The sequence below is a fragment of the Streptomyces sp. NPDC079020 genome, assembly GCF_044542225.1.
GTDB lineage: Bacteria > Actinomycetota > Actinomycetes > Streptomycetales > Streptomycetaceae > Streptomyces.
Map to the genome: position 1 here is coordinate 457,200 of NZ_JBITUB010000005.1, position 22,557 is coordinate 479,756.

The following is a 22,557-nucleotide window of genomic DNA, read 5'->3' on the forward strand; positions in this document are numbered from 1 at the left end:
GGGGCACAGACAGCCCTCAGAACGCCGTAAGGGCCAGCCAGCGGTCCAGCAATGCCCTGTCGCCCGTCACCGTCACCCGGCCGCCCTCCGGCGGCAGGCGGCGGGAGAACACCAGCATGAGGTCGGCCACCGCCCCCGACACCACCACGTCGGCCACGACCGGCCCGCGTTCCCAGCGCGGTGCCCCGGGCGCTCCCGTGATCACCCAGCCCTCCCCGGAACCCGGCCGGAATCCGATCCGCTCGCCCCGGCCGCGCGGTCCGGTGACCTCCGGCCGGGCCGACGCGAAGGCGGGTGTCGACAGCAGGTCCAGGTTCTCGCTGATCACCTCTGCCGCGAGGTCGTCCGCGATCCCGAACGCGGCGTCCAGCGCGAACGCCGCGTCGTAGTGGTGGACGCAGATGTCGCTCAGCATCCTGCGCAGACAGAACACCGGCGGCCGCGGGCCCAGGAAGGTATGCGTCCGGGCGTCCGCGCCGGCCTCCCGGACCGCGAGGACCAGTTCCTCCGCACCCTCGCGCAGCCACTCGGCCCACCCGTCCGGCGCGCCGGGGTCGGCCTGCCGCGGGTCGGGTACGGGCAGCCGCTCGCCCGTGCGCACGAGTCCGGCCGCCCAGCGGAGCTCCTGGCCGACATGCCCGACCAGGGTGCGCAGCCGCCATTCCGGGCAGGTGGGCACCCGAATCTCCGGGTCCTTTCCGGCGACCACGCGGGCGAGTTCTCCGGTCTGCTCCCGCAGGCCCTCCACGAGCCGGGCCATTCCCAGTGTCTTCGTCATCACGAAAGCTCCTCTCAAGGGGTACGCCGGTACGCTAGGAACTCCAGTCCAGTGGAGATTCAAGTGCCTTTGCTCGACGAGACGTTCGGGATCGGCGACCTGGCCCGGCTGACGGGCGTGCCCGTGCGCACCATTCGCTTCTACTGCGACGAGGGCCTCATCGACTCCGTACGCAGCACGGGTGGGCACCGCAGGTTCGGCCGGCTCGCCGTGGAGCGGCTGAGCCTGGTCAGACGGCTGCGCGGGCTGGGGATCGGGCTCCCCTCGGTCAGGCTGGTGCTCGCCGGTGAACGGTCCGTGGCCGAGGCCGCCACGGCCGAACGGGCCGCGCTCGATCTGCGGATCGCGGACCTGGCGTGGCAGCGGGCGTCGCTGCGCGCGATCGAGGAGGCCGGACCGGCCGAGCGGGCGGCGAGACTGGAGCTGCTGGCCGCCGTGGAGAACGGGAACGCCGCCCGCGACGCGCTGACCGGCTTCTGGAGGCGGGCGATGGTGGTCCCCGTGTCCGAGGTGATGTTCTCGGCGTTCGTGACCATGGCGGTCCCCGGGCCGCCCGACGACCCGACCCCGCCGCAGGTGGTCGCGTACGCCGAGCTGTTCGCGCTGGCCGGTGACCGCGAACTGACGCGCGGCCTGCTCGCCATGGCCCGGGACAACGCCGAACTGGTCGCCGACGAGCAGGAGTTGCTGACGGGCATCGAGGAGGCGTGCGTGCTGGCGGAGCCACTGGTGCGGGCCGGTGCCCCGCCCCGCGCGGGCCACGCGCTCGACCGGTTCGTGGCGGCGCACGCCTCGGTGCGCGGAGGCGACGACACCCCGCGGTTCAGAAGCCGGCTGCTGAGCCACGTGGCCGCCGACCGCGTCCCGCGGATGCGCCGCTACTGGCATCTCGTGGCCGAGGCGGGCGGCGGCACTGCCACACCCGGGGTGTCGCACCTGTGGCTGACCGACGCCCTGGAACACTCCGTGCGTTCCGATGGGTGCCGCTGAGGGCGGGGGCCCGCTGAGGCGGCGAGGAGAGCTGATGCCGGACGGGAGCTACCGGTGCCTGACAGGGGTTGCTGGTGCCCTGACAGGGGCACTGGTGCCTGACAGGGCCTCAGCGCCGTGCGTGGCGGATCTTCAGCCGTCCGAACCCCATGGTCCCGGAGATCCGGATCCTCGGCCCGTCCGAGTGGGAGTGCCGCCGGTTCCTGTAGACCGAGTCCTTCCACCCGGTGCGCAGATCCTCGAAGTCGACGGTCGCGTCGCGCGGCACCGTGATCTTGGCCCTGCCGGTGCCGAGCTGCAGCTCGATGTCGACCGCCGCGTGCTCGATGACCGCCCGGGAAAGGTCCAGGTGCACCCGTCCGAAGGCGGACTCGACCTTGAGGAAGCGGGGTACCCGCCATACGCCGCGCCGCTGGATCCGTCCTCCGGCGACGGCGATCGTGGACGTGGTGCCCGCGCTCCGCGCGGGGAGCGAGTCCAGAGCCGATGCGAGAGCGCCGTGTGTCCCGGCGATGAGCACCTGATGGAGCCGTTCGTCCAACTCCTCGTGGGAGACGTGCCCTTCGGCGTACGCGTCCTGCAGACGCTGTACAGCCGTGTCACGGTCGTCTTCTCTGATCAGCCGCTTCGGGTCTTCCGGCAGAGAGGTCACGGATTCACTCTAGAGCCTCAGATGATACGAACGCGCGCCCACGGTACGGGAGTCCGGCGGAAAGGCCGCCCATGCGGGCTGAGGCCCCCGGTCCCCCATCTCAGGTGCCGTCGGCCGGCCACGGCACGACTTGCCTATTCTTGTGGCCATGACCGCCAAGCCTCCGGAGCCCTCTCCGCGCCCCGCTCCCCCCGGTGCTCTCCGCGCCTCTCATGACGACCGCGAAGCGGTGGTGGAGCAGCTGCGCGACGCCGCGGCCGAGGGACGAATAGATCTTGACGAGCTGGATACGCGCCTGGAACAGGCGCTGACGTCCAGGACCTACGCGGAGCTGGCCGAGCTGACCTCCGACCTGCCCAGGGTGAGTTCTCCCGAGAGCCTGCCGCCGCTGGTGCTCAAGGGCGGCCTGCACGGTGTGTCCCGGGGCCCTGGGGCCTGGGATGTTCCTGGGCACGTGGTCGCTCGCGGAGGCATGGGCGGCGTCAAGCTCGACTTCACCCGGACTCGGTGCCGCCTCGCCGAGGTCGCGGTGGAGGCGCACGGGGAGATGGCCGGAGTCACCATCGTCATTCCCGACTCCTGGGCCGCGGACACCACCGGCATGGATCCCGGCGTCGGCGGTCTGAAGGACAGGACCACTCCCGACCGGCTCCCCGGGACTCCGCTGATCCGGCTCACCGGGTCCGGCGGCATGGCGGGCGTCGTCATCCGCCACCCCGGCCGCTGGGAACGGCGCAAGCTGCGCGGCAACCCGGCCTGACGGATCGCCCCTCGAAGCCGGCAGCGCATCGGTGACGGCTCCTCCGGGCACGCGTCCGTGCGGGTGCCCCCGTGCACCGGTCACCGGTCACCGCCCCGATGCCGGTCATGGACCCCGGCGAACCGGAGCTGCACCGGGACCGTATGACGGGAAGCAACGTCCGTGCGGGACGGGCGGCGGCGGTCTCAGGTCCGGTTCGTGGGCTGGAACCAGGTGGGTCCGTCCGCGATGGCCTGCTTGATCCGGAAGAGATGGAGCTCGGAGAGCGGGGGGAGCGCGTCGGCCGCGAACCAGCCCACCTCCAGCGACTCCTCGTCATTGACCGTCGCCTCGCCGCCCGTCGCCCGGCAGCGGAAGGTGATGTCGAGGAACTGGCACCGGTCGCCGTTGGCGTACTGCACCGGCTTCAGTGCCTTGGTGAGCACCACGCGCTCGGCCACACAGTGCACGGCGGTCTCCTCGAACACCTCGCGCTCGGCGGTCTCCGCGGGCTCCTCGCCCGGTTCGCAGATTCCGCCGACGAGCGCCCACTTGCCCGTGTCCGCGCGCCGCCCCAGCAGCAGCCTGCCCTCGTCGTCGAAGACCACCGCGGTGACCCCCGGCAGCAGAAGGAGCTGGTGGCCGGAGGTGGCACGGATGTCGCGGATGAAGTCGGGGGTAGTCATGCGGCGAGCCTACGCGGCCGCTCCCGGGCCCTGCGACGGTGTGTTCCCGTGTGTTCCCCGCCGGGTGCGCGCCGCACGGACGGCCACCCAGCCGAGGCCGGCCACGGCGAGCAGGGCGATGATGCCCTCGGGCAGCGGTCCCATCCGGGTCGCGGGTGTCAGTGAGGACCGCAGCGGCACCTCGTCGACGAGAGCGTCCGGCGTGAACATCTCGGTTCTCTCGACGATCGTCCCGTCCGGCCTGATCACCGCACTGACCCCGCTGGTCACCGGGACGACCACGGAGCGCCCGTGCTCGACGGCCCGCACCTGGGACATCGCCAGCTGCTGGTAGGTCATCTCGCTCCGGCCGAACGTCGCGTTGTTGCTCGGTACGGCGATCAGCTGCCCGCCGTGCTTCACCGTGTCGCGTACGGCGTCGTCGAACGCGGCCTCGTAACAGGTGACCAGGCCGACCTTCGTACCGGCCAGATCGAAGACTCCGACCTTCTTCCCCGGTCCGAAGTCCCGCTGGACCCGGTCGACGTCCTTGCTGAAAATACGGACGAAGGACCGCATCGGCATGTACTCGCCGAACGGCTGGATGTGCCGCTTGTCGTACGTGTCGACGGGACCCTTGTCCGGTTCCCACTCGATGAGGGTGTTGCGGAGGTTGCCCGATTCCGATGCGGGCTCGACGACCGCGCCGATGACCGTGGGGACGCCGATCGCCTTCACCGCTTCGTCGATCACCATGCGGGCGTCGGCGTTGCGGTAGGGGTCGAGATCGGAGGAGTTCTCCGGCCAGAGCACGAAGTCGGGCCGCGGCACCTTGCCCGCCTTCACCTCACGGGCGAGCTGCTCCGTGCGCTTGGCGTGATTGTCCAGTACCGCGCGGCGCTGGGAGTTGAAGTCGAGGCCGAGGCGCGGCACATTGCCCTGGATCGCCGCGACGGTGGCGGTCCCGTCCTGTGCCGAGTCGTCGACCAGCGGCAGCGCGGCGAGCGCGGCGGCCACGGGCGCCAGTACGGTCGCCGCCGCCGCCACGGCCGCGGCGCGGGACACCCCTCCGGTGGTGCGGTGGATACGGAACCGGCGTACCGCTTCGAAGATCCCGAAGCCGCACAGCACCACCGCGAAGGAGAGCAGCGGGGTGCCGCCCAGCGCGGCGAGCGGCAGGAACAGGCTGTCCGCCTGGCCGAAGGCGATCTTGCCCCAGGGGAAGCCGCCGAAGGGCACCCGGGCCCGGAGCGCCTCGTCCAGCGTCCAGACCGCGGCCGCCCAGAGGGGCCAGTACGCGAGCCGGGACACCGCGGCGATCCCGACGCAGCCCACCGCGATGAACAGCGCTTCGGCGACGGCGAGCGCCAGCCACGGAACCGGGCCGACCTCCTCACCCGTCCAGTGCAGCAACGGGAGCATGAAGCCGAGTCCCGCGAGGAGTCCGAGGCCCAGGGCCGCGCGCAGCCGGCGTCCGTGCAGCACCCAGCCGAGCAGGGCGAAACCGGGAAGCACCAGCCACCACAGCGGCCTCGGCGGGAAGCTCGCGTAGAGCAGCAGGCCGGAGAGTACGGCGGCGGACGGCCTGACGAGCCCCGGCAGCAGCCTGCGGCCGGAGGGCGTGACGGCGGGCGACGGGTCGTCGACGGTGGTGATGGTGGCGCTCACCCGGCGGAGTCTACGGTGGGCGCCTGTGCGGGGCGGCGCGGGCCGGTTCCGTGCGGCCCGGCGCGCGGCGCGGTGCGGCCTGATCCGGTGGGCCGTGAACGGGCCCGCACCAGCCCGCCGTGAACGGGCCCGTGCGCCCGGCCTGGTACGACGTCTCCGGCCACAACGTCTCTGCGCCATTCCTTCACATCTGTGGCCTCCGGCCGTTACGGTGTGCGCCAGTCCCCCGCGGACCGGCCGGTCCGGCCGTCGTGGGCGGGACGGTCACAGGTCGGGGGTCGACGGGATGACTGCACCGGCGGGCCGGGTCCGCACCAGGGAACGCGGCAGTGCTTCCGACGCGGCGGGAGCCGTGATCCTGGCCGCCTGCGCGGTCTGGTCGCTGGTCAGCGCCGCCGGGCGGGACACCCGGCCGGAAGGCGTGCTCCTCGCGCTGCTGGCCGTCGCGGCGGGCTTCACCTGCGGCAGGATCTGCGGAACGCTGCTGCCGGTCGCGGCGGCCACCGCGGTCGCCGTCGCCGCACTGGTCATGGCCCTCGTGTCGCGTCACGGCATGCCGGGCGCCACGGCGGCGGCGGACATCGCCCCCGGTCACACCGGGGCGGCCGCGGCCCTGCTGGTGCTGGCGGCGGGCGCCGCCTGCTGTGCTTCCGCGGCGGCGGGGAAGGCCTCGCTGCGGGTCGCCCTGCGGCTGCCGGCCCTCGGCTCCGCCTGTGCCGCTCTGACACTCGGCTCGGCCGTCGGATTCGCCGCGGCCGTGGGGGTGCTGCTCTGCTCGCTGGCCACGGTCCGGACGCGGCACCGGCTGGCAGGTCTGGCGGGCCTCGCCCTGATCGCCGGTCTCATGGCCGGGGTTTCCTGGGCGGTGGCCGAGGACGCCCTGCCACGGGGTCTGTCGGTCTCCCTGGAAGGTCAGCTCACCCGGAACCGGGTGCTGCTCTGGCGCGACGCGGCGGAGCTGGCGCGGGAGCATCCGCTGCTGGGAGTGGGGCCCGACCGGTTCGGTGAACTGAGCTCCACCGCGCAGGAGACGCTGGGCTCCGACGGGAAGCCGCACTCCGCCCCCTTGCAGCAGGCCGCCGAGCAGGGCGTGGTGGGTGTGGGGCTGCTGGGGGCCGCGTTCGGCTGGCTGCTGTACGTCCTGTGGCGTTCGCCCCGCACGACGGCGGTGGTCCTGGCGGCCGGCGCCGCGTTGACCGCGCTGGCGGCCCTGGCCGTCGTCGGCAACGCGCTGAGCTTCACCCCGGTGACGGCGGGCGCCGGGCTGCTCGCCGGTCTCGCCTCCGCGCGGTACCCGGTGGGCGGGAGCCCGGCGGGGCGGAAGCCCGCGACCGCCGCGCCACCGGCCTGAGCGGCGACGGCGGGCAGGTCAGACAGGTCAGGGGCGGATCGGGCGGGGCGGAACGCGGGCCCTGGCGGCCGGGCCGGGCGCGGCACCGGGACGGCGCCCTGGAGGTCAGGCTCCGGCGCGCGTTCCTGTGCCCTGGAGGTGCAGGCGGTCCCGGATGAACCGTACGGCCGCCTCCGCGTCGTCCACCGTGACGGTGAAGGTCCGGCCGTCGCCGAGTCTGAGCACCAGGCCCTCGCCCTTGCGCACCACCACGGCGGTGCCCTGGTCGGGCCGCCAGCGGTAGCCCCAGCCGCCCCACTGGCGTGGGGTGACCGTGGGCGCGAACTCCGCGCCGACCACATGGGTGAGCAGGATCCGGCGGCGCGGCAGACCCGCGTGGCCGCAGCGCACCTCCAGCGCGTCCCCGTCGACCTTGACGGCCACATGGACGAAGGCGAGCGTTCCGAACAGCATGAGCAGTCCCGCGGCGACGCAGCCGATCACGGACATCAGCAGCGGGGCGATGCCGGAGGTCCAGGTGGAGCCCACGGCCAGCTGGATGCCCAGGGCCATGCATCCCGCGCCCACGGCGGCGAGCAGCCACTGCACACGATTGGTGGCCCGGCCGGTCCATACGCTGGACGGTGCCTGGCTCGAACCGTGCCCCGCACTGTCGTCGTGGTGCGTCATGTCAAGCAGCGTACTCACGTCGCGCGCCGCCGGGAGGGCGGCGAGCCGCCGCGACCGGCGGTCGCAGCGGCTCAGAACGCGGGGCTGACCGCCTTCAGGAGGCGCCCCTCGGCGTAGGCCATTGCGGGCTCGGGCAGGGCGGCGGCCCGTCCGCTGAGAATGACGTCGAGCGCCCCGGCCGGTCCGTCCGACGGCGCGGGCACGGCACCGATCCGGCGCAGCGCCTGGGCGGCGACAGCTCCCGCGGAACCGTGCAGGGCGAGCGGCGGCCGGCCGGGCCGTTGCACGGCGGCCCGGATGCGTTCGGCGACCAGCTCGTAGTGGGTGCAGCCGAGGACGACGGCCTTCACATCGGGCGGGGTGAGGGCGGCGGCCGCGGCGACGGCACGGCCGATGGCCGCCTCGTCGGCGTTCTGCACGGCGTCGGCCAGACCGGGGCACGGGACCTCGGTGACCGCCACGGAGTCGGCGAACCGCTGGATCAGCCCCCGCTGGTACGGGCTGCCGGTGGTCGCCGGGGTCGCCCAGATGGCGACGGGTCCGCCGCCCGCGGCGGCGGGCTTGATGGCGGGGACCGTGCCGATGACGGGCAGGGCGGGTTCCAGGGCGGCGCGGAGGGCCGGCAGGGCGTGCACGGACGCGGTGTTGCAGGCGACGATCAGTGCGTCCGGCCGGTGCGCGGCGGCGGCGTGCGCCACGGCCAGCGCGTGGGCGGTCACATCCTGCGGCGTACGGGGCCCCCAGGGCATCCCGTCCGGGTCGGAGGAGAGCACGAGATCCGCGTCGGGCCGCAGTCGGCGTACCGCGGCGGCCGCCGGGAGCAGGCCGATTCCGGAGTCCATGAGCGCGATCTTCACCCAGTCACCATAGTCGACAGCCCTTGCGGCCCGCCCGAAGTGGGGCAGACTTCGGCGGATGAGCGCCGTTGCCTGGATCGCCGTGGGTTCGCTGATCGCGTGGGTGTGGCTGCTGCTGGGCCAGGGGTTCTACTGGCGCACCGACCAGCGGCTGCCCCGGCAGGCCGAACCCGCGCGCTGGCCGTCCGTCACCGTTGTCGTGCCCGCGCGCGACGAGGCGGAGATGCTGCCGGTGAGTCTGCCCTCGCTGCTGGCCCAGGACTATCCGGGGGACGCGGAGGTCATCCTCGTCGACGACTGCAGTACGGACGGTACGGGGCGGCTGGCCGCGGCCCTGTCGGTGCGGTACGGCGGGCTGCCGCTGACCGTGGTCTCGCCCGGGGAGCCGGAGCCGGGGTGGACGGGCAAGCTCTGGGCCGTACGGCACGGGATCGCGCTGGCCCGGCAGCGGAAGCCCGAGTTCCTGCTGCTCACGGACGCCGATATCGCCCATGAGCCGGACAGCCTGCGGGATCTGGTGGCGGCGGCCGGCAGCGGCGGTGCCGACGGATTCGACCTGGTGTCCCAGATGGCGCGGCTGCGGGTGGTGAGCGCCTGGGAGCGTCTGGTGGTGCCCGCGTTCGTGTACTTCTTCGGGCAGCTGTATCCGTTCCGGCGGGTGAACCGGGCGGGTGCCCGGACCGCGGCCGCGGCGGGCGGCTGTGTGCTGCTGCGCACGGAGGCCGCCGAGCGGGCCGGGATCCCGGAGTCCATCCGGCAGGCGGTGATCGACGATGTGTCGCTGGCCCGTGCGGTGCAGCGCAGCGGCGGGCGGATCTGGCTGGGGCTCGCGGAGCGGGTGGACAGCGTGCGGCCGTATCCGCGGCTCGGGGACCTGTGGCAGATGGTCTCGCGCAGTGCGTACGCGCAGCTGCGGCACAGCCCTCTGCTGCTCGCCGGTACCGTACCGGGGCTGGCGCTCGTCTATCTCGCGCCGCCCGTCACGCTGGTGGCCGGGCTGCTGACGGGGGATCCGGCGGCGGCCTGGGCGGGCGGTGCGGCGTGGGCGGTGATGACGGGGACGTATCTGCCGATGCTGGCGTACTACCGGCAGTCGCTGTGGCTCGCGCCGCTGCTGCCGTTCACCGCGGTGCTGTACCTCCTGATGACCGTGGACTCGGCGGTGCGGCACTACCGGGGCCGGGGGGCGGCCTGGAAGGGGCGTACCTATTCCCGCCCCGAGGCCACCCCCGACCTGTGACCCGGTCCCTGCCCCGGCCGGCTACTTCCGGCCCGGGGTCCAGTTCATGCCCCATCCGTAGGCGGCGTCGATGGTGCGCTGCGGGCTCACTCCGCGCTCCGGTACGAGATAGCGGGCCTCGCGCCGCACGGTGAGGTCTCCCCCGTCGTTGCTGATCAGGGCGAGGGCGCAGACGGTGGAGGGAACGGTGCATTCGTCGAGCGAGAAGTCGATCGGCGCGCCGTTCTGCGGCCGCAGGGTGACGGTGGCGTGGAGATCGGCGAAACTCCGGGCGCCTTCATAGATGGTGACGAAGATCAGAACACGGCGGATCCGGTCCTTGTGGTCGAGGTTGACGGTGAGGTTCTCACCGGCGGAGACGGCTCCGGTGCGGTCGTCCCCGTCCAGATGGATATAGGGCGGCTGCCGGAGTGAGCCGAAGGCGTTTCCGAGTGCCTGAACAACTCCCTTGCTGCCATCTGTGAGTTCGTAGAGGGCGCAGAGATCGAGATCGAGGTCGGCGTGCATGGCGATGGCCCTGCCGAGTTTGGCGCCCCAGCCCTTGAACTGTTTGCGCACTTCCCAGTTGAGATTGACGCGAAGTGCTCCGGAGGAACCGCCCTGTTTGGCGAGAGAGACGGAAGGGGCTTCCTTCGTCAGGGTGACCTTGGTCAGCCTGACCGGCTGCGGGGCGGGCGGCGTAGGAGGGGCGGGCGGTGCCGGTGGGGCCGCGGGGACGGACCGGGTGGGTGAGGGCTGAGCAGCGGGCGACGACGGGCGCGGACGTGACCCCTGGGACTGGTGGGGTCGCGGCTGCTGGGGCTGTGCCGGCTGCCGCGGTGGTTCGTCGACGGAGATGCCGAAGTCCGTCGCGAGGCCTTCGAGCCCGGTGCTGTACCCCTGGCCGACGGCACGGAACTTCCAGGCGCCCTGACGAAGATACAGCTCCCCCAGGATGAAGGCGGTCTCGACCGTGGCGTCCGAGCTCTCGAAGCGGGCGATCTCGGCGCCGTCCGCCGCGTCCACGACCCGTACATACAGACCGCTCACCCGTCCGAAACTGCCGCCGTCCGCCGACGCCGTGACGACGACGCGGTCGATCGCGGGTTCGATCCGTGCGAAGTCGACGGTGAGGGTGTCGGTGACACCGCCGTCACCGGTCGTCCTGCCTTCGTGACGGACGGCGCCGGAGGCGTGCGCGGGCTGGTTGTAAAAGACGAAGTCCGCGTCGTCGCGGACCTTTCCCGACACCAGAAGGAGTGCCGAGGCATCGACATCCGGCGCCCCCGGAGAGGCCCGCCAACCCAATTCGACCCGCACGGCCCGAGCCGGCACCGGAACATTGGTTCCTTTTAGCATGGTCATGCTCGCCCCCATCGCGAGTCCGGCTGCCCAAAAGCTTTTCCCGTCAAACCTAATCCCCCGGCCGCCCCCGCAGACCCCGGCGGGTGCGGGGACCCGCGCGGCGATCGCCGGTAACCTGCCGTGAACTCGCCCTTTACACGATCACTACGCCACCAGGCGCCCTTTTTTGCCAAGTTCGCTCGCATTGGGGATCGTGGTTCACTCACAACACGTAAAACAACCCTCTTATCGGGCTCCCCAACCAGCTCATCGTGGGCTTAACTTAGGTGCCATGACCTCCCCTCGCTCCACCTACGGCGGCGGCTACTACGCCGCACCGTCGTTCGCCGACACTCCGATCTACGACTCCCTGGTCGCGGAGCGGGGCACCCCTCAGATCGCTCCGATCCGAGTGCCTGCCGCCTATGACACCGGCAACAGCTATCTGCCCGCGCTGCCTTCGGCACTGCCGGCCCTTCCGGCCGCCCCCTCGCAGCCGGGCCCGTCGTACGGCTACCAGCAGCCGATGGCCCCTCAGTACCAGCAGGCCCCGGTGCAGCACGCCCCGATGCAGCCCGCTCATCTGCAGCACGCCCCGGCGCCGTACATCCCCCAGCAGCCGGCCCCGGCACGCGGCTATCAGCCCCAGCCGCAGCCGCAGCGGCCCGCCCCCGGGACCGGGTACGAATCGATGCGGCCGGCCTCCCCCCGGCCCGCACCGGCGCCGTCCCCCTACGAGGACCCGTACAACCGCCCGTACCAGGGCCGGGGGTACTGACAGCCGGACGACAAGGCGCAGCGGGTCCGCGGCGGCACACGACCGTGGCGCAGGCCCGGTCGCGGACGGCCGTGCGCGCCGAGGGGACCGGCGGGGTGGACGCACGGCCGCTCCTGGACGCCGGCGTGTGTGCCGCACGGCCGGCCCGCCGGCCACAGGTGCCACCGGTGAAGCCGTCGAGCCATGGGGACTCGACGGCGACCGCCTCCGGATACCGGCCGGCCGTGCGGGCGAGGCCGTCACGCCATGTCAGCAGCCGTGCATGACGCGGGTGTCAGCCGTACCCCGGAAACAGACCGCCATCGGCGGGCTCTCCTCCCGGACGACCGGGCCGCGCGGGCGTGGCGTGATCACCGCAGCCGGGAAGAACCTTCTCTTCGGCCGGAATCGGACCCCCGGGCGGACCGCGGCGGACCGGGTCGGGGATCCTGTCCGTATCACCGGCAGACCGCCCGTTCCCGGTATCGGCTGCGGGTCGGCCCTGGAGCGACCGGCCCCCGGCCCGGACGGACAGCCTTCAGGGGGAGGCGGGAATCCGCCCGGCCCGGGAACCGGGAACTCGCCCGGACAGGCCGGACGTTGGAGCAGTGGGGCTGCTCTCTCCTCGCTTCCTGGGCAGGCGATCCGTGCCATACCGGGGTATCACGGATTCGGTGGGCCACGGATACGGAAGGGGGTGCGCGGTGATGCGAGCCGTCTCGGGAGTCTGGCGTTGGCGCCACAATCCCCTGCGCCGTGCCACCGACCGGTGCGAAGCCTGGCTGGCGCTGGCCGCCCTGCTGCTGGTGGTGCTGGTGGCGCCGGTGCTCGGCTGGGTGTGCGGCGCGCTCACCGACGACTCCCTCCAGGAGTCGGTCCGGGCCCAGCGGGCCCAGCACCATCTCACGACCGCCGTCGTGGTGCGCCGGGCGGCGGGACCGCCGCGTTTCGCCGGCGAGCAGGAAGGCTCCTCCGGACGGGCCGCACACACATCTGTGGTCGCCAAGTGGCGGGCCCCCGACGGCAGACCCCGCAAGGGCACGGTGTCCACGACCTCCAAGGTCGGGGGCCCCGGATCCCGGGTCCGGATCTGGACCGACGCCGCGGGGCACCCGGCGATGCGCCCCATGGACGTGCCCACGGCCCACACCCACGCGGTGCTGGCCGGAGTCGGCGTGTTCCTGCTCGCCACCGGATTCATCGAAGTGTGCAGGCGGCTGATCGTCTGGCGCATGGCGCACCGGCGTTACGCACAGCTGGACCGGGCCTGGGCCAGGGCCGGTCCGGACTGGGGCAGAACGGGGACCGGCACCTGACCGCGCCTCCCCGCACGCGGCTCCCGCCCCCGGTGGCGTCCCATCCCGCCGGACACGTCCGTGACCAGCGGGCCACGGACCGTCACACGGGGCCGCCCATCGGGCTGATCAGCGGCAGACCCGTCAACTCCCGCGCCTCGCGCGCGCTACGGTGGACCGGCCGCCCGCCCCCTCGGCAGGCGGACCCGGAGCTGTCGCCGTCCCCCGGACGGCGGCACCGGCGCATCGCCCGCCGCACGCGGACGTACCCGGGGGATCGCACACAGCACGAGGTGGGGGCACAGCAGCGCCATGGCACAGGGAACCGTCCAGGTGACGCACACCGGCACATCTCGATGGCGGCGCCGCACGGGCGAATACGCCTCCCTCTCCGCGGCTCTGGAAGCGGCGGCCGACGGTGACGTCCTCACCGTCGCGCCCGGGACCTACCGGGAGAATCTCGTCGTCCACCGCGCGGTGACGCTGCGCGGCCCCGAGGGCTCGGTCGGCTCGGTGCGCATCGCGCCGGTGGACGGCGTGCCGCTGACCGTGCGGGCCTCCGCGATCGTCCAGGACCTGCATGTGGAGGGCCAGGACTCCGCGGCTCCCGCCCTGCTCGTCGAGGACGGGGCACCCGAGTTCACGGATCTGCGGATCGTGACGCGGTCGGCCGCCGGAATCGAGGTACGCGGCGCCGCCCGGCCCACCGTGCGGCGTTGCACCGTGGACAATCCGGCCGGCGTCGGCATCGCCGTACTGGACGGTGCGGGAGGGGTCTTCGAGGAGTGCGAGGTCGTCTCCGCCGGGCAGTCCGGTGTCGCCGTGCGCGACGGCGGGCATCCCCGCCTGGACCGGTGCCGGATCCACCACTCCTCGGGTTCGGGCCTCAGCATCACCGGCGAGGGCAGCGGCCTGGAGGCCGTGGGCTGCGAGGTGTACGAGATCAAGGGCAGCGGGGTGCAGGTCACCGCGCGGGCCTCCGCGCATCTCACCGACTGCACCGTGCACCGCACGTCCGCGGACGGCGTCACGCTGGACACCGACGCGGTGCTGACGCTCGCCGACTGCGACATCCATGACATTCCCGAGAACGCGGTGGATCTGCGGTCCCGTTCCGTGCTGACCCTGACCCGCTCCACGGTGCGCCGTTTCGGCCGCAACGGCCTCTCGGTCTGGGACCCCGGCACCAGGGTCGACGCCAACCAGTGCGAGATCCACGACAGCACGGGCGACTATCCGGCGGTCTGGGTGAGCGACGGGGCGACGGTGATACTCGACGCGTGCCGTGTCCACGACGTGCCCGACGCGCTGTTCGTCCTCGACCGGGGTTCGCGCGCCGATGTCGTGGACAGCGATCTCTCCCAGATCCGCAACACCGCGGTCTCCGTGAGCGACGGAGCCACCGCCCAGCTGGACGACTGCCGGATCCGGGAGGCGTCCACGGGCGCCTGGTTCCGCGACCACGGCAGCGGCGGCACGCTGAACAACTGCACCATCGACGCCGCCCAGACCGGAGTCATCGTCACCAAGGGGGCCGACCCGACCATCGAGCGCTGCACGGTCACCTCACCCGCCGAGGCGGGGTTCTACGTCTCCGCGGAGGGCCGCGGCACCTTCCACGGCTGCCGCGTCACGGGCAGCGACGGCTACGGCTTCCACGTGATGGACGGCTGCCGCACCACCCTCACCCGCTGCCGCACCGAGCGGTGCGCACGGGGCGGCTACGAGTTCGCGGAGGGCGGCTTCCCGGGCGGCGACGGGAGCGGGACGGGCCCCGTGGTGGAGGACTGCACGAGCGACGAGAGCGGGCTGCGCGGAGCGGCCGCTCCCCCGGCGCCCGCGGTCCTGACGGCGGCCCAGTCGACCCCCGGGCTGCTGGGGGCGATGCCGGGGCAGCGTACGGCCGCGCAGAGCGTCCCGGTCCCGGAACCCGCGGCGGCCGGGGCCGCACGCGATTCGGCGGCCGTCCTGGGCGAGCTGGACGCGCTGGTGGGCCTGGACAGCGTCAAGCGCGAGGTGCGGGCGCTCACCGACATGATCGAGGTCGGCAGGCGCCGCCGGGAGGCCGGGCTCAAGGCCGCCTCGGTGCGCCGCCATCTCGTCTTCACCGGCTCCCCCGGTACCGGCAAGACGACGGTGGCCCGGCTGTACGGGGAGATCCTGGCCTCCCTCGGAGTCCTGGAACGCGGCCATCTCGTCGAGGTGTCCCGGGTCGACCTGGTCGGCGAGCACATCGGCTCGACCGCCATCCGGACCCAGGAGGCGTTCGACCGGGCGCGCGGCGGGGTGCTGTTCGTCGACGAGGCGTACGCGCTCTCGCCCGAGGACTCGGGCCGGGACTTCGGCCGGGAGGCCATCGACACGCTGGTGAAGCTGATGGAGGACCACCGGGACGCGGTCGTCGTGATCGTCGCCGGATACACCCACGAGATGGAGCGGTTCCTCACCGTCAATCCCGGTGTGGCGTCCCGTTTCTCCCGGACCATCACCTTCAGTGACTATCTGCCCGAGGAACTGCTGCGGATCGTCGAGCAGCAGGCCGAGGAGCAGGAGTACAGCCTCGCGGACGGGACCGGGAAGGCCCTGCTCACGTACTTCTCGGAGCTGCCCAAGGGCCCCGCCTTCGGTAATGGCCGCACGGCCCGCCAGACCTTCGAATCGATGGTGGAGCGGCATGCGGGCCGGGTCGCCCAGCTCGTCGAGACGAGCACGGACGACCTCACCCTCCTCTACCCGGAGGACCTCCCGGAGCCGGTCTGAGCCGCCCCGCCGGCCTGCCTCGGCAGGAGCGGCCCGAGCTGTTCGAGCAGCGCGGCCCGTTCCTGCGCGAAGACCGGGTCGGCCTGGTAGTCGGAGTGCCCCAGGATCGGTTCGGGCAGCGGGAGTTCGGGGGTACGCCCGTAGGCCAGCGGGTCCTTCAGCGGCCCCCGGTCGACCTCGGTGCGCCGGCCCTCGTCGAGACGGACGGGGCCCCCTATCGGGTCGGTGGCCCGCCACAGATTGCGCCAGCAGTGCACGGAGCGGTGCAGCCCGTGCAGGGGTACGGGACCGAAGTAGGCCGGGAACCAACGCCCGTACAGCCGCTCGATCGGCGAACCGTAGGTGAGCAGGGCGACCCGGCGGCGGGTCGCGTCGGGCAGCTGCCACACCGCGGACGCCGCGAGGACGCTGCCCTGGGAGTGGCCCGAGATGACGAGCCGGCCGCGGGTGTTCGCGCCGGTCCAGGCGGACATCCGGGAGGCCAGGTCGGGGACGGCCCGCTCGGCGTAGCAGGGCGGGGCGAAGGGGTGGGCGGCACGCGGCCAGAACGTCCCCACGTCCCAGAGGATGCCGATGGTGCGCCGGGCGGAGGCGTCGCGGTAGGCGCGGCGCCCGCAGGCGACGAACAGGACGAACCCGAAGCCGACCAGCCAGGAGCCGGTCGACTGGGCGGTCTCGGCGAGCGATTCGACGAAGGGACTGGATCCCTCCATCGCCAGTCCCGGCACCTGTCCGCTCAGCCAGGCCCCGGCCACCGCACCGGCTCCCAGCAGCAGGGAGGCGCCGGAGACCACGCCGACGATCCAGGGCGCGGAGTCGGTGAGCGCGGCCAGTGCCCGGGTCCGCGCGATCCGCCGGGTGCGGCCGGGCTCGGGCCGCTCGGCCCCGTACTCCGCCTCGATGCCGGGGCCCGCGCGGCGGGCCTCGCGGGCGGTGCGGGCGACCAGCGCGATCACCGGGACGAGCAGGAGCAGGAGAAGGACCGGGATGACCGAGGCCTGCCAGCTGAGCAGCACGGGCGGGCCCGCGATGGCGGCGTCGCGGCCCATGCCCGGTGTGCCGGGCCCGTCGAGCCAGTCGGCCACGCGCTGGGCGACCCCGCCGGTCATGACGCCGCCGAGCGCGCAGGCGAGCATCGCGACGGCGGGCCCGCCCAGTCCGTACATGGTGGTGCGGGGTTCCGGGGCGCGGCGGTACAGGGTGCGGGCCACGACGCCGAGCACGACGACGAGCGCGCCCTGGCCGAGGGCGAGGGCGCGGAAGGCCGTCTCGCCGGGCAGGGAGCCCGTGGACTCCCAGGCCGGACGTGACCAGGCGGCGTATCCGGCGGCGAGAACGAGCAGGGCCAGCGCGGTGCCGGGCAGGAAGGTGATGAGGGCGCTGTCGAGCCGCTGGTCCAGGCGCCGCTCACTGCGGCCCCGGCGGCACACGACCCAGACCGCCACCAGCGCGCACGCCCCGACGGCCGCCGCGATCAGGCCGCCGAGAACCTCCGGGACGGGGCCGTCCGCGGCCCGGTCGTGGCGGACCGCGGCACCCGCGACGCAGGAGGCGACGGTGAGGAACCCGGCCGCGGTGTGGGCGGCGCGGAGCCGGGCGACGATCCTGCGCCCGTACCAGAATCCGGGCCGGCCGAGCGCGGGCCGGACATGACCGGCCGCCGGCGGCGGGTCCGCGGGGGTGTGAGTGGCATCGGGGGTGTCGGACGTGTCGGGAGTGCGGGATGTGTCGGGGGTGTCCTCGTCCGGTTCCGCCCCGTCCAGCGGGCGCTGCGATTCGTACGCGCTCCAGGTGCGGTTGGACAGGTACCACAGCAGCCCCACCAGCGAGGCGGGCACGAGGGCCGCGACCGCCAGGCGGCGTCCCGGCTGGGACCACCAGCCACCCTGCTCGGTCGACAGGAAGCCCAGCCAGGACCGCCGGCCGGAGCAGCCGGACGTGCCCGCGCACTGCCAGGCCACCAGATCCAGGGCCACTTCGCAGGCCGCGGCCGTCAGCAGGACGGTCAGGCTGAGCGCGAGGAGCCGCACCAGTACGCCGTACAGCCGGACGGCGCGGGTGCGGCCGGAGGCGGTGGGCCGCATCCAGTGGGCGAGGTTGACCACCATGAACGGGAGCAGGAGCAGCCACAGGGCGCGGGAAGCGTTGCCGGAGGTGAGGTTGGACCAGCAGTACGCCTCCGCGACGGGTTCCGCCCGGTAGCGCTCCGGATGGCGCTCGCCGTCGATGTCCTCGGGACGCCGGTACACGGCTGCCGTCGCGTCACCGGTGACCCGGACCGCCCGGGGATCGTCGAGCATCTCCTGCGGTGTGGTGCCGCCGACACCGTGGACCAGCAGTTCGAGCGCTGCCCCGGAGCTCTGCGGGGCCTGGGTGGCAGGGGGCAATGGGGTGACTCGCTCTCTGGGCCGTTCGGCCTCACGGCCGGGGGGGGTGGAAGGAAGGAAAGGAGCAGGATGGACCGGGAGAACCGGAAAGGCGAGGACGCGGGAAGCCGGACAAGGAGGAGTGGCGCGACAGGGGTTGGGGCGGCGCGCGGGGACACGAGCCGAAGCGCGGTCACCAGAATCCCGGACCCGGGCCGGATACGGCAGTTGTCTCACCGAATCTCCCCAGTGACGCGGCCAACATTCCTGCGTGGCAGGATGAACCACGTTCTGTGGCCCGATGCGGAACCGCAAGGCCACAAGAAGGCCACAAGGAAGGACCGGACCCGGCGTTGAGCGAGAATCAGAACCTGCTCGCGGAGCAGCGGCGCGCCCTGATCCTCGACGAGGTGCGCAGGCGCGGCGGGGTCCGGGTCAATGAGCTGACCCGCAAGCTGAGCGTCTCCGACATGACCATCCGCCGGGATCTGGACGCGCTCGCGCGCCAGGGCGTCATCGAGAAGGTGCACGGCGGCGCGGTGCCGGTGGTCGAGGCGAGCACCCATGAACCGGGGTTCGAGGCGAAGTCGACGCTCGAACTGAGCGCCAAGGAGGACATCGCGCGGGCTGCCGCGGCGATGGCGGTGCCGGGCAGCGCCATCGCCCTGTCCGGCGGGACCACCACGTACGCGCTGGCCCAGCATCTGCTGGACGTACCGGATCTGACGGTGGTGACCAACTCGGTGCGGGTCGCCGATGTGTTCCACGGCGCGCAGCGCCCCGCGGCGGGCGGCGCCCCGCGGGCGGGGGCGGCGACGGTGGTACTGACGGGCGGTGTACGCACTCCGTCGGACTCCCTGGTGGGTCCCGTCGCCGACCGGGCCATCGGATCACTCCACTTCGACGTGCTGTTCCTCGGCGTGCACGGGATCTCGGTCGAGGCCGGTCTGTCGACACCGAATCTCGCGGAGGCGGAGACCAACCGCCGTTTCGTGCGGGCGGCGCGGCGCGTCGTGGTGGTGGCCGATCACACCAAGTGGGGCACGGTCGGGCTGAGTTCCTTCGCAACGCTGGACGAGGTGGCCGTCTTCGTCACGGACTCGGGCCTCTCGGCCGGTGCGCGCGAGGAGATCGAGGAGCATCTGCCGGGTCTCGTGGTGGCGGGCGAGACGTGTGACGAGGCGGCCCCGGAGGGCTGACCCGGGGCGCGGTTCCGACTTTGTGCCGGCCGATGCCCCTTGCACCGGCCGATGTCCCCGCTGCGGCCGGTACGCCTGCGCCGACAGGTGCCCCGTGCGTCAGCAGGTGCCCCGTGCGCCGGCGTGCGCCCGTACCGGGCCTTGGGCCGCTGCCGGGATTCCGCTCGGCTCGCCATATGACCCGGGCGTCCTAGAATTCACTTGTGGCCGTCTTCCGGATCGAGCGCTTCACTCCCCTTCCCGCCGCCGAGTCCTGGCGGCGGGTGACCGACTGGGAACGGCACGGCGCGCATGTCCCGCTCACCTCGGTGACCGTCCCGACCGGCCTGCCGACCGCGATGGGCACCCTGTTCGTGGCCCGGACGGGCATGGGCCCGTTGGGCTTCGACGATCCGATGGAAGTGGTGCGGTGGACTCCGCCGGCCGTCGGGCGCGCCGGGGTCTGCCGACTGGAGAAACGGGGGTCGGTGGTGCTGGGCCGGGCCTCGATCGATGTGCTGCCGACCAGTTCCGGATCCCATGTGGTGTGGGTGGAGGAGCTGCACGTCCGGCTGCTGCCGGGCTGGGGAGACCCCTTGCTCGCCTCGTGCGGGCGACGGGTGTTCGGCGGGGTCCTCGACCGTCTGCTGGACGAGCCGGTCCGGCGGGACCGCTGAGGGACCTGCCGGCTCCTCCGTACCGCACCATCCGTCCCGGATCCGCCCGCCGCGGCGGGCACCGCACACGTCCCGTCCGGGACGGGAGATACAGCACGGGACGGGAGTGACGATGTCCGGCAGGTGATACGAACCGATCGGTCTATTGGTACAGACATCTGATTGCCGGGCGGCTATGGTATGCCCCGCCCGTCCGCCGCCGATCGCCCGGGAGGTGCGTTCATGGCACGCCGACTCCGTACCGTGGGACTGGACTTCACCGAGTCCGCGCCGCTGCGCCTGGTCTTCGCCGCCCAGGTGGCCGCACCCCCCGACGCCGTGTACCGGGCCCTGGCCGACGACGTGGAGTCCTGGCCCCGCTGGTTCACTGCGGTGACCAGCGCGGCGTCCACCGATGCGGGGGCGGGCCGGGAAGTACGGCTCAAGGGCGGCGCGATGCTGCGCGAGACGATCGTCGCTGCGGAACCCGACGAGCGGTACGCCTACCGGGTCGACGACGCCAACACACCTGGCCTCACCGCCCTGTTGGAGGAGTGGCGGCTCACCCCCTCCGGAACCGGTACGCATGTCCAGTGGACGTTCGCCGCCGATGGGAGTGCCCTGTTCCGGTTCGCTCTCGGGCTGGGGCGGGCCGGAGTGGGCCGCTCGTTCCGCGACGCCGTGCGCCGGCTCGACAAACGGCTGGCGGGGGCACCGGCCTGAGACCGACGCGGCACCCCGGCGTACCCGTGCCCGGGACGGTCAGCCGGACCAGCTTCCCGTATCGAGGAACCGGTCGATGGTCGCGGTGTACGGGGCGATGTCCAGGCCCTGTTCCGTCAGCCAGCTGTCGGAGTAGTACTTGTCGAGGTAACGGTCGCCCGGGTCGCAGAGCAGCGTGACGATGCTGCCGGTGCGCCCTTGCTCCACCATCTCGGCGACCAGCTTGAACGCGCTCCACAGGCCGGTGCCCGTCGAGCCGCCCGCCTTTCGTCCGATGGCACGCTCCAGCGCGCGTACGGCGGCGACGCTGGCGGCGTCGGGCACCTTCATCATCCGGTCGATGGCGCCCGGCACGAAGCTCGGCTCCATACGGGGCCTGCCGATGCCCTCGATCCGGGAGCCGCAGTCACTGGTGGCCAGCGGGTTGTGCTGGGTCCAGCCGTCGAAGAAACAGGAGTTCTCCGGGTCGGGCACACAGATCCGGGTGTCGTGCTGCATGTAGTGGACGTAGCGGGCGATGGTCGCCGAGGTGCCGCCGGTCCCGGCCGTGGCGACGATCCAGGCGGGCTCCGGATACCGCTCCAGCCGCAGCTGCTGGTAGATCGACTCCGCGATGTTGTTGTTGCCGCGCCAGTCGGTGGCCCGCTCCGCGTAGGTGAACTGGTCCATGTAATGCCCACCGGTCTCGGCGGCGAGGGCGGCGGACTCCTCGTAGATCTTCCACGAAGCGTCGACGAAGTGGCACTGTCCGCCGTGGAATTCGATCAGGCGACACTTCTCCGGGCTGGTGGTGCGCGGCATCACGGCGATGAACGGTACGCCGATCAGCTTCGCGAAGTACGCCTCCGAGACGGCGGTCGAACCGCTGGACGCCTCGATGACCGGCTTGCCCCGGCGGATCCAGCCGTTGCAGAGCCCGTAGAGGAACAGCGAACGGGCCAGCCGGTGCTTGAGACTGCCCGTGGGGTGGGTGGACTCGTCCTTGAGGTAGAGGTCGATGCCCCACTGCTCGGGCAGCGGGAAGCGCAGCAGATGGGTGTCGGCCGAGCGGTTCGCGTCGGCCTGGACCTTGCGTACGGCTTCCTTGAGCCAGGCCCGGTACTCCGGGTCGCTGCGGTCGATGTCCAGGGTCGCCGTGGCCCCACTGTCACGCCCGTGCTCACTGGTGTCCATCAGCGCGTGCCTCCTCATGTCATCGGTGTTGCCCACCCACCAACGATATTCCCCCCACCTGCGCAAACATTGACTTTGATGGTCCATAGCACTGCCTTGGTGTTGACCGGTGGGGCGGTTGTGGCGCGCGGCGCCGCCGGAGCGCGATTCGGTCCGGATGCCACCTGGCGGATCCGGCTCGGTTTGGGCAGACTGCCCAAGCAGGAGTCGGTACGAAGGGGGGCGAAGCCACAATGGCGGACGTCGAGTTCAGTGCGACCGGGGTCAGGATCGAGCGATGGACCAGGTCGCTCACCCATGCAGGACAGGTGATCGTCAAGGACGGCCGGGTGGCTCTTCTGACGAGCAATGGGCGCGAGATCGACAGCGCCCCGCTGGGGACGGTGAGTGCGGGCAAACGCTGGTTCGCGGCCGCCGATTCGACCATCGCGCGGGTCAACGGGGTGCGGTACAGGCTGACGATGGGCCAGCGCAGCCACCTGCGGGACGGCGCGGCTCCGGTGAGCCGGTTCCTGGAGGTGCTGCGCAGCACGGGTGGCCGACGCGACTGAGCGAGGCCCGGCGAAGGCCGGAGAAGGGGAAGGGCGGCCGACGGGGATCCGTCGGCCGGGCACCGCGAGTTGCGGGGCGGTAACCCCTGGTCCACTCTGGACATACGTCACTGATGGTGTACCGGCGGTGACACTGCGATCCAGTCCGCCGGTCGGCAGCAATCAG

20 protein-coding genes are annotated in these 22,557 nt (G+C 72.6%); 11 read left to right on the forward strand and 9 right to left on the reverse strand.

Going from position 1 to position 22,557, the window contains the following annotated elements; translation table 11 throughout:
* Positions 1-16 precede the first annotated feature (16 nt).
* Complete coding sequence (locus ACIGJO_RS13810; protein ID WP_399956817.1) at positions 17-778, reverse strand: maleylpyruvate isomerase family mycothiol-dependent enzyme; 762 nt, start codon at positions 776-778, stop codon at positions 17-19.
* A 63-nt stretch (positions 779-841) separates the two neighbouring features.
* On the opposite strand from ACIGJO_RS13810, the gene ACIGJO_RS13815 reads away from it, so the two are divergent.
* A complete protein-coding gene (locus tag ACIGJO_RS13815) occupies positions 842-1,768 on the forward strand; it encodes a MerR family transcriptional regulator (RefSeq protein WP_399956820.1) in 927 nt (308 codons plus the stop codon).
* A gap of 109 nt (positions 1,769-1,877) precedes the next feature.
* Here the strand turns inward: ACIGJO_RS13815 and ACIGJO_RS13820 are convergent, their stop codons facing one another.
* Positions 1,878-2,420, reverse strand: a complete 543-nt coding sequence (locus ACIGJO_RS13820; protein WP_399956823.1) for a DUF1707 domain-containing protein — start codon at positions 2,418-2,420, stop codon at positions 1,878-1,880.
* Between the two features lie 148 nt (positions 2,421-2,568).
* Here ACIGJO_RS13820 and ACIGJO_RS13825 point away from each other — a divergent pair, with 148 nt between their 5' ends.
* Positions 2,569-3,180 carry a DUF1707 domain-containing protein gene (locus tag ACIGJO_RS13825; protein WP_399956826.1) on the forward strand — a complete coding sequence of 204 codons (612 nt, stop codon included), beginning with the start codon at positions 2,569-2,571 and terminating at the stop codon, positions 3,178-3,180.
* A gap of 185 nt (positions 3,181-3,365) precedes the next feature.
* On the opposite strand, the gene ACIGJO_RS13830 is transcribed toward ACIGJO_RS13825, so the two are convergent.
* Together ACIGJO_RS13830 and lnt are read right to left on the reverse strand one after the other, a co-directional pair.
* On the reverse strand, positions 3,366-3,845 hold the full coding sequence (locus ACIGJO_RS13830) for an NUDIX hydrolase (RefSeq protein ID WP_399956829.1): 480 nt from the start codon (positions 3,843-3,845) through the stop codon (positions 3,366-3,368).
* Positions 3,846-3,854: 9 nt separating this feature from the next.
* Entirely contained in the window at positions 3,855-5,492 is a 1,638-nt protein-coding gene (gene lnt, locus ACIGJO_RS13835) for an apolipoprotein N-acyltransferase (RefSeq protein ID WP_399956832.1), read from the reverse strand.
* Between the two features lie 286 nt (positions 5,493-5,778).
* Here lnt and ACIGJO_RS13840 point away from each other — a divergent pair, with 286 nt between their 5' ends.
* Positions 5,779-6,843 carry an O-antigen ligase family protein gene (locus tag ACIGJO_RS13840; protein ID WP_399956834.1) on the forward strand — a complete coding sequence of 355 codons (1,065 nt, stop codon included), beginning with the start codon at positions 5,779-5,781 and terminating at the stop codon, positions 6,841-6,843.
* A 105-nt stretch (positions 6,844-6,948) separates the two neighbouring features.
* Here the strand turns inward: ACIGJO_RS13840 and ACIGJO_RS13845 are convergent, their stop codons facing one another.
* On the reverse strand, positions 6,949-7,512 hold the full coding sequence (locus ACIGJO_RS13845; protein ID WP_399956837.1) for a hypothetical protein: 564 nt from the start codon (positions 7,510-7,512) through the stop codon (positions 6,949-6,951).
* Between the two features lie 71 nt (positions 7,513-7,583).
* The gene (locus tag ACIGJO_RS13850; RefSeq protein ID WP_399956840.1) at positions 7,584-8,369 is read right to left on the reverse strand and encodes a glutamate racemase; all 786 of its coding nucleotides are present in this window, start codon (positions 8,367-8,369) and stop codon (positions 7,584-7,586) included.
* Between the two features lie 58 nt (positions 8,370-8,427).
* Here ACIGJO_RS13850 and ACIGJO_RS13855 point away from each other — a divergent pair, with 58 nt between their 5' ends.
* Complete coding sequence (locus tag ACIGJO_RS13855) at positions 8,428-9,609, forward strand: glycosyltransferase (RefSeq protein ID WP_399956843.1); 1,182 nt, start codon at positions 8,428-8,430, stop codon at positions 9,607-9,609.
* Positions 9,610-9,630: 21 nt separating this feature from the next.
* Here the strand turns inward: ACIGJO_RS13855 and ACIGJO_RS13860 are convergent, their stop codons facing one another.
* Entirely contained in the window at positions 9,631-10,965 is a 1,335-nt protein-coding gene (locus tag ACIGJO_RS13860; protein ID WP_399956846.1) for a TerD family protein, read from the reverse strand.
* Positions 10,966-11,224: 259 nt separating this feature from the next.
* Between ACIGJO_RS13860 and ACIGJO_RS13865 the strand changes: the two genes are divergently transcribed.
* The 3 genes from ACIGJO_RS13865 (at position 11,225) to ACIGJO_RS13875 (ending at position 15,744) form a co-directional block, all read left to right on the forward strand.
* A complete protein-coding gene (locus tag ACIGJO_RS13865) occupies positions 11,225-11,710 on the forward strand; it encodes a DUF6643 family protein (RefSeq protein ID WP_266928845.1) in 486 nt (161 codons plus the stop codon).
* A gap of 686 nt (positions 11,711-12,396) precedes the next feature.
* A complete protein-coding gene (locus ACIGJO_RS13870; RefSeq protein WP_399956849.1) occupies positions 12,397-13,005 on the forward strand; it encodes a hypothetical protein in 609 nt (202 codons plus the stop codon).
* Positions 13,006-13,296: 291 nt separating this feature from the next.
* Positions 13,297-15,744 carry a right-handed parallel beta-helix repeat-containing protein gene (locus ACIGJO_RS13875; protein ID WP_399956852.1) on the forward strand — a complete coding sequence of 816 codons (2,448 nt, stop codon included), beginning with the start codon at positions 13,297-13,299 and terminating at the stop codon, positions 15,742-15,744.
* On the opposite strand, the gene ACIGJO_RS13880 is transcribed toward ACIGJO_RS13875, so the two are convergent.
* Entirely contained in the window at positions 15,714-18,131 is a 2,418-nt protein-coding gene (locus tag ACIGJO_RS13880) for a hypothetical protein (protein ID WP_399956855.1), read from the reverse strand. The two genes, ACIGJO_RS13875 and ACIGJO_RS13880, sit on opposite strands and share 31 nt — an antisense overlap.
* Positions 18,132-18,463: 332 nt before the next feature.
* On the opposite strand from ACIGJO_RS13880, the gene ACIGJO_RS13885 reads away from it, so the two are divergent.
* From ACIGJO_RS13885 to ACIGJO_RS13895, 3 genes are all read left to right on the forward strand, one after another.
* Positions 18,464-19,309: a DeoR/GlpR family DNA-binding transcription regulator gene (locus tag ACIGJO_RS13885; protein WP_399956858.1), complete on the forward strand. Its 846-nt coding sequence runs from the start codon at positions 18,464-18,466 to the stop codon at positions 19,307-19,309.
* A 203-nt stretch (positions 19,310-19,512) separates the two neighbouring features.
* The gene (locus ACIGJO_RS13890; RefSeq protein ID WP_399956861.1) at positions 19,513-19,965 is read left to right on the forward strand and encodes an SRPBCC family protein; all 453 of its coding nucleotides are present in this window, start codon (positions 19,513-19,515) and stop codon (positions 19,963-19,965) included.
* A 222-nt stretch (positions 19,966-20,187) separates the two neighbouring features.
* On the forward strand, positions 20,188-20,667 hold the full coding sequence (locus ACIGJO_RS13895) for an SRPBCC family protein (protein ID WP_399956864.1): 480 nt from the start codon (positions 20,188-20,190) through the stop codon (positions 20,665-20,667).
* Between the two features lie 39 nt (positions 20,668-20,706).
* Here ACIGJO_RS13895 and ACIGJO_RS13900 read toward each other — a convergent pair whose 3' ends face one another.
* Entirely contained in the window at positions 20,707-21,840 is a 1,134-nt protein-coding gene (locus ACIGJO_RS13900) for a PLP-dependent cysteine synthase family protein (protein ID WP_399956982.1), read from the reverse strand.
* Positions 21,841-22,073: 233 nt separating this feature from the next.
* Between ACIGJO_RS13900 and ACIGJO_RS13905 the strand changes: the two genes are divergently transcribed.
* Positions 22,074-22,391 (forward strand): hypothetical protein, encoded by a 318-nt coding sequence (locus tag ACIGJO_RS13905; RefSeq protein ID WP_399956867.1) that lies wholly within the window; start codon positions 22,074-22,076, stop codon positions 22,389-22,391.
* The last annotated feature ends 166 nt before the right edge of the window (positions 22,392-22,557 follow it).

Bases quoted from the DNA above. Each gene is read 5' to 3' on its own strand.
- ACIGJO_RS13875 (WP_399956852.1), top strand. From the start codon at position 13,297: ATGGCACAGGGAACCGTCCAGGTGACGCACACCGGCACATCTCGATGG.
- ACIGJO_RS13810 (WP_399956817.1), bottom strand. From the start codon at position 778: ATGACGAAGACACTGGGAATGGCCCGGCTCGTGGAGGGCCTGCGGGAG.
- ACIGJO_RS13895 (WP_399956864.1), top strand. From the start codon at position 20,188: ATGGCACGCCGACTCCGTACCGTGGGACTGGACTTCACCGAGTCCGCG.
- ACIGJO_RS13845 (WP_399956837.1), bottom strand. From the start codon at position 7,512: ATGACGCACCACGACGACAGTGCGGGGCACGGTTCGAGCCAGGCACCG.
- ACIGJO_RS13825 (WP_399956826.1), top strand. From the start codon at position 2,569: ATGACCGCCAAGCCTCCGGAGCCCTCTCCGCGCCCCGCTCCCCCCGGT.
- ACIGJO_RS13900 (WP_399956982.1), bottom strand. From the start codon at position 21,840: ATGGACACCAGTGAGCACGGGCGTGACAGTGGGGCCACGGCGACCCTG.
- ACIGJO_RS13865 (WP_266928845.1), top strand. From the start codon at position 11,225: ATGACCTCCCCTCGCTCCACCTACGGCGGCGGCTACTACGCCGCACCG.
- ACIGJO_RS13840 (WP_399956834.1), top strand. From the start codon at position 5,779: ATGACTGCACCGGCGGGCCGGGTCCGCACCAGGGAACGCGGCAGTGCT.
- ACIGJO_RS13830 (WP_399956829.1), bottom strand. From the start codon at position 3,845: ATGACTACCCCCGACTTCATCCGCGACATCCGTGCCACCTCCGGCCAC.
- ACIGJO_RS13905 (WP_399956867.1), top strand. From the start codon at position 22,074: ATGGCGGACGTCGAGTTCAGTGCGACCGGGGTCAGGATCGAGCGATGG.
- ACIGJO_RS13860 (WP_399956846.1), bottom strand. From the start codon at position 10,965: ATGGGGGCGAGCATGACCATGCTAAAAGGAACCAATGTTCCGGTGCCG.
- ACIGJO_RS13855 (WP_399956843.1), top strand. From the start codon at position 8,428: ATGAGCGCCGTTGCCTGGATCGCCGTGGGTTCGCTGATCGCGTGGGTG.
- ACIGJO_RS13870 (WP_399956849.1), top strand. From the start codon at position 12,397: ATGCGAGCCGTCTCGGGAGTCTGGCGTTGGCGCCACAATCCCCTGCGC.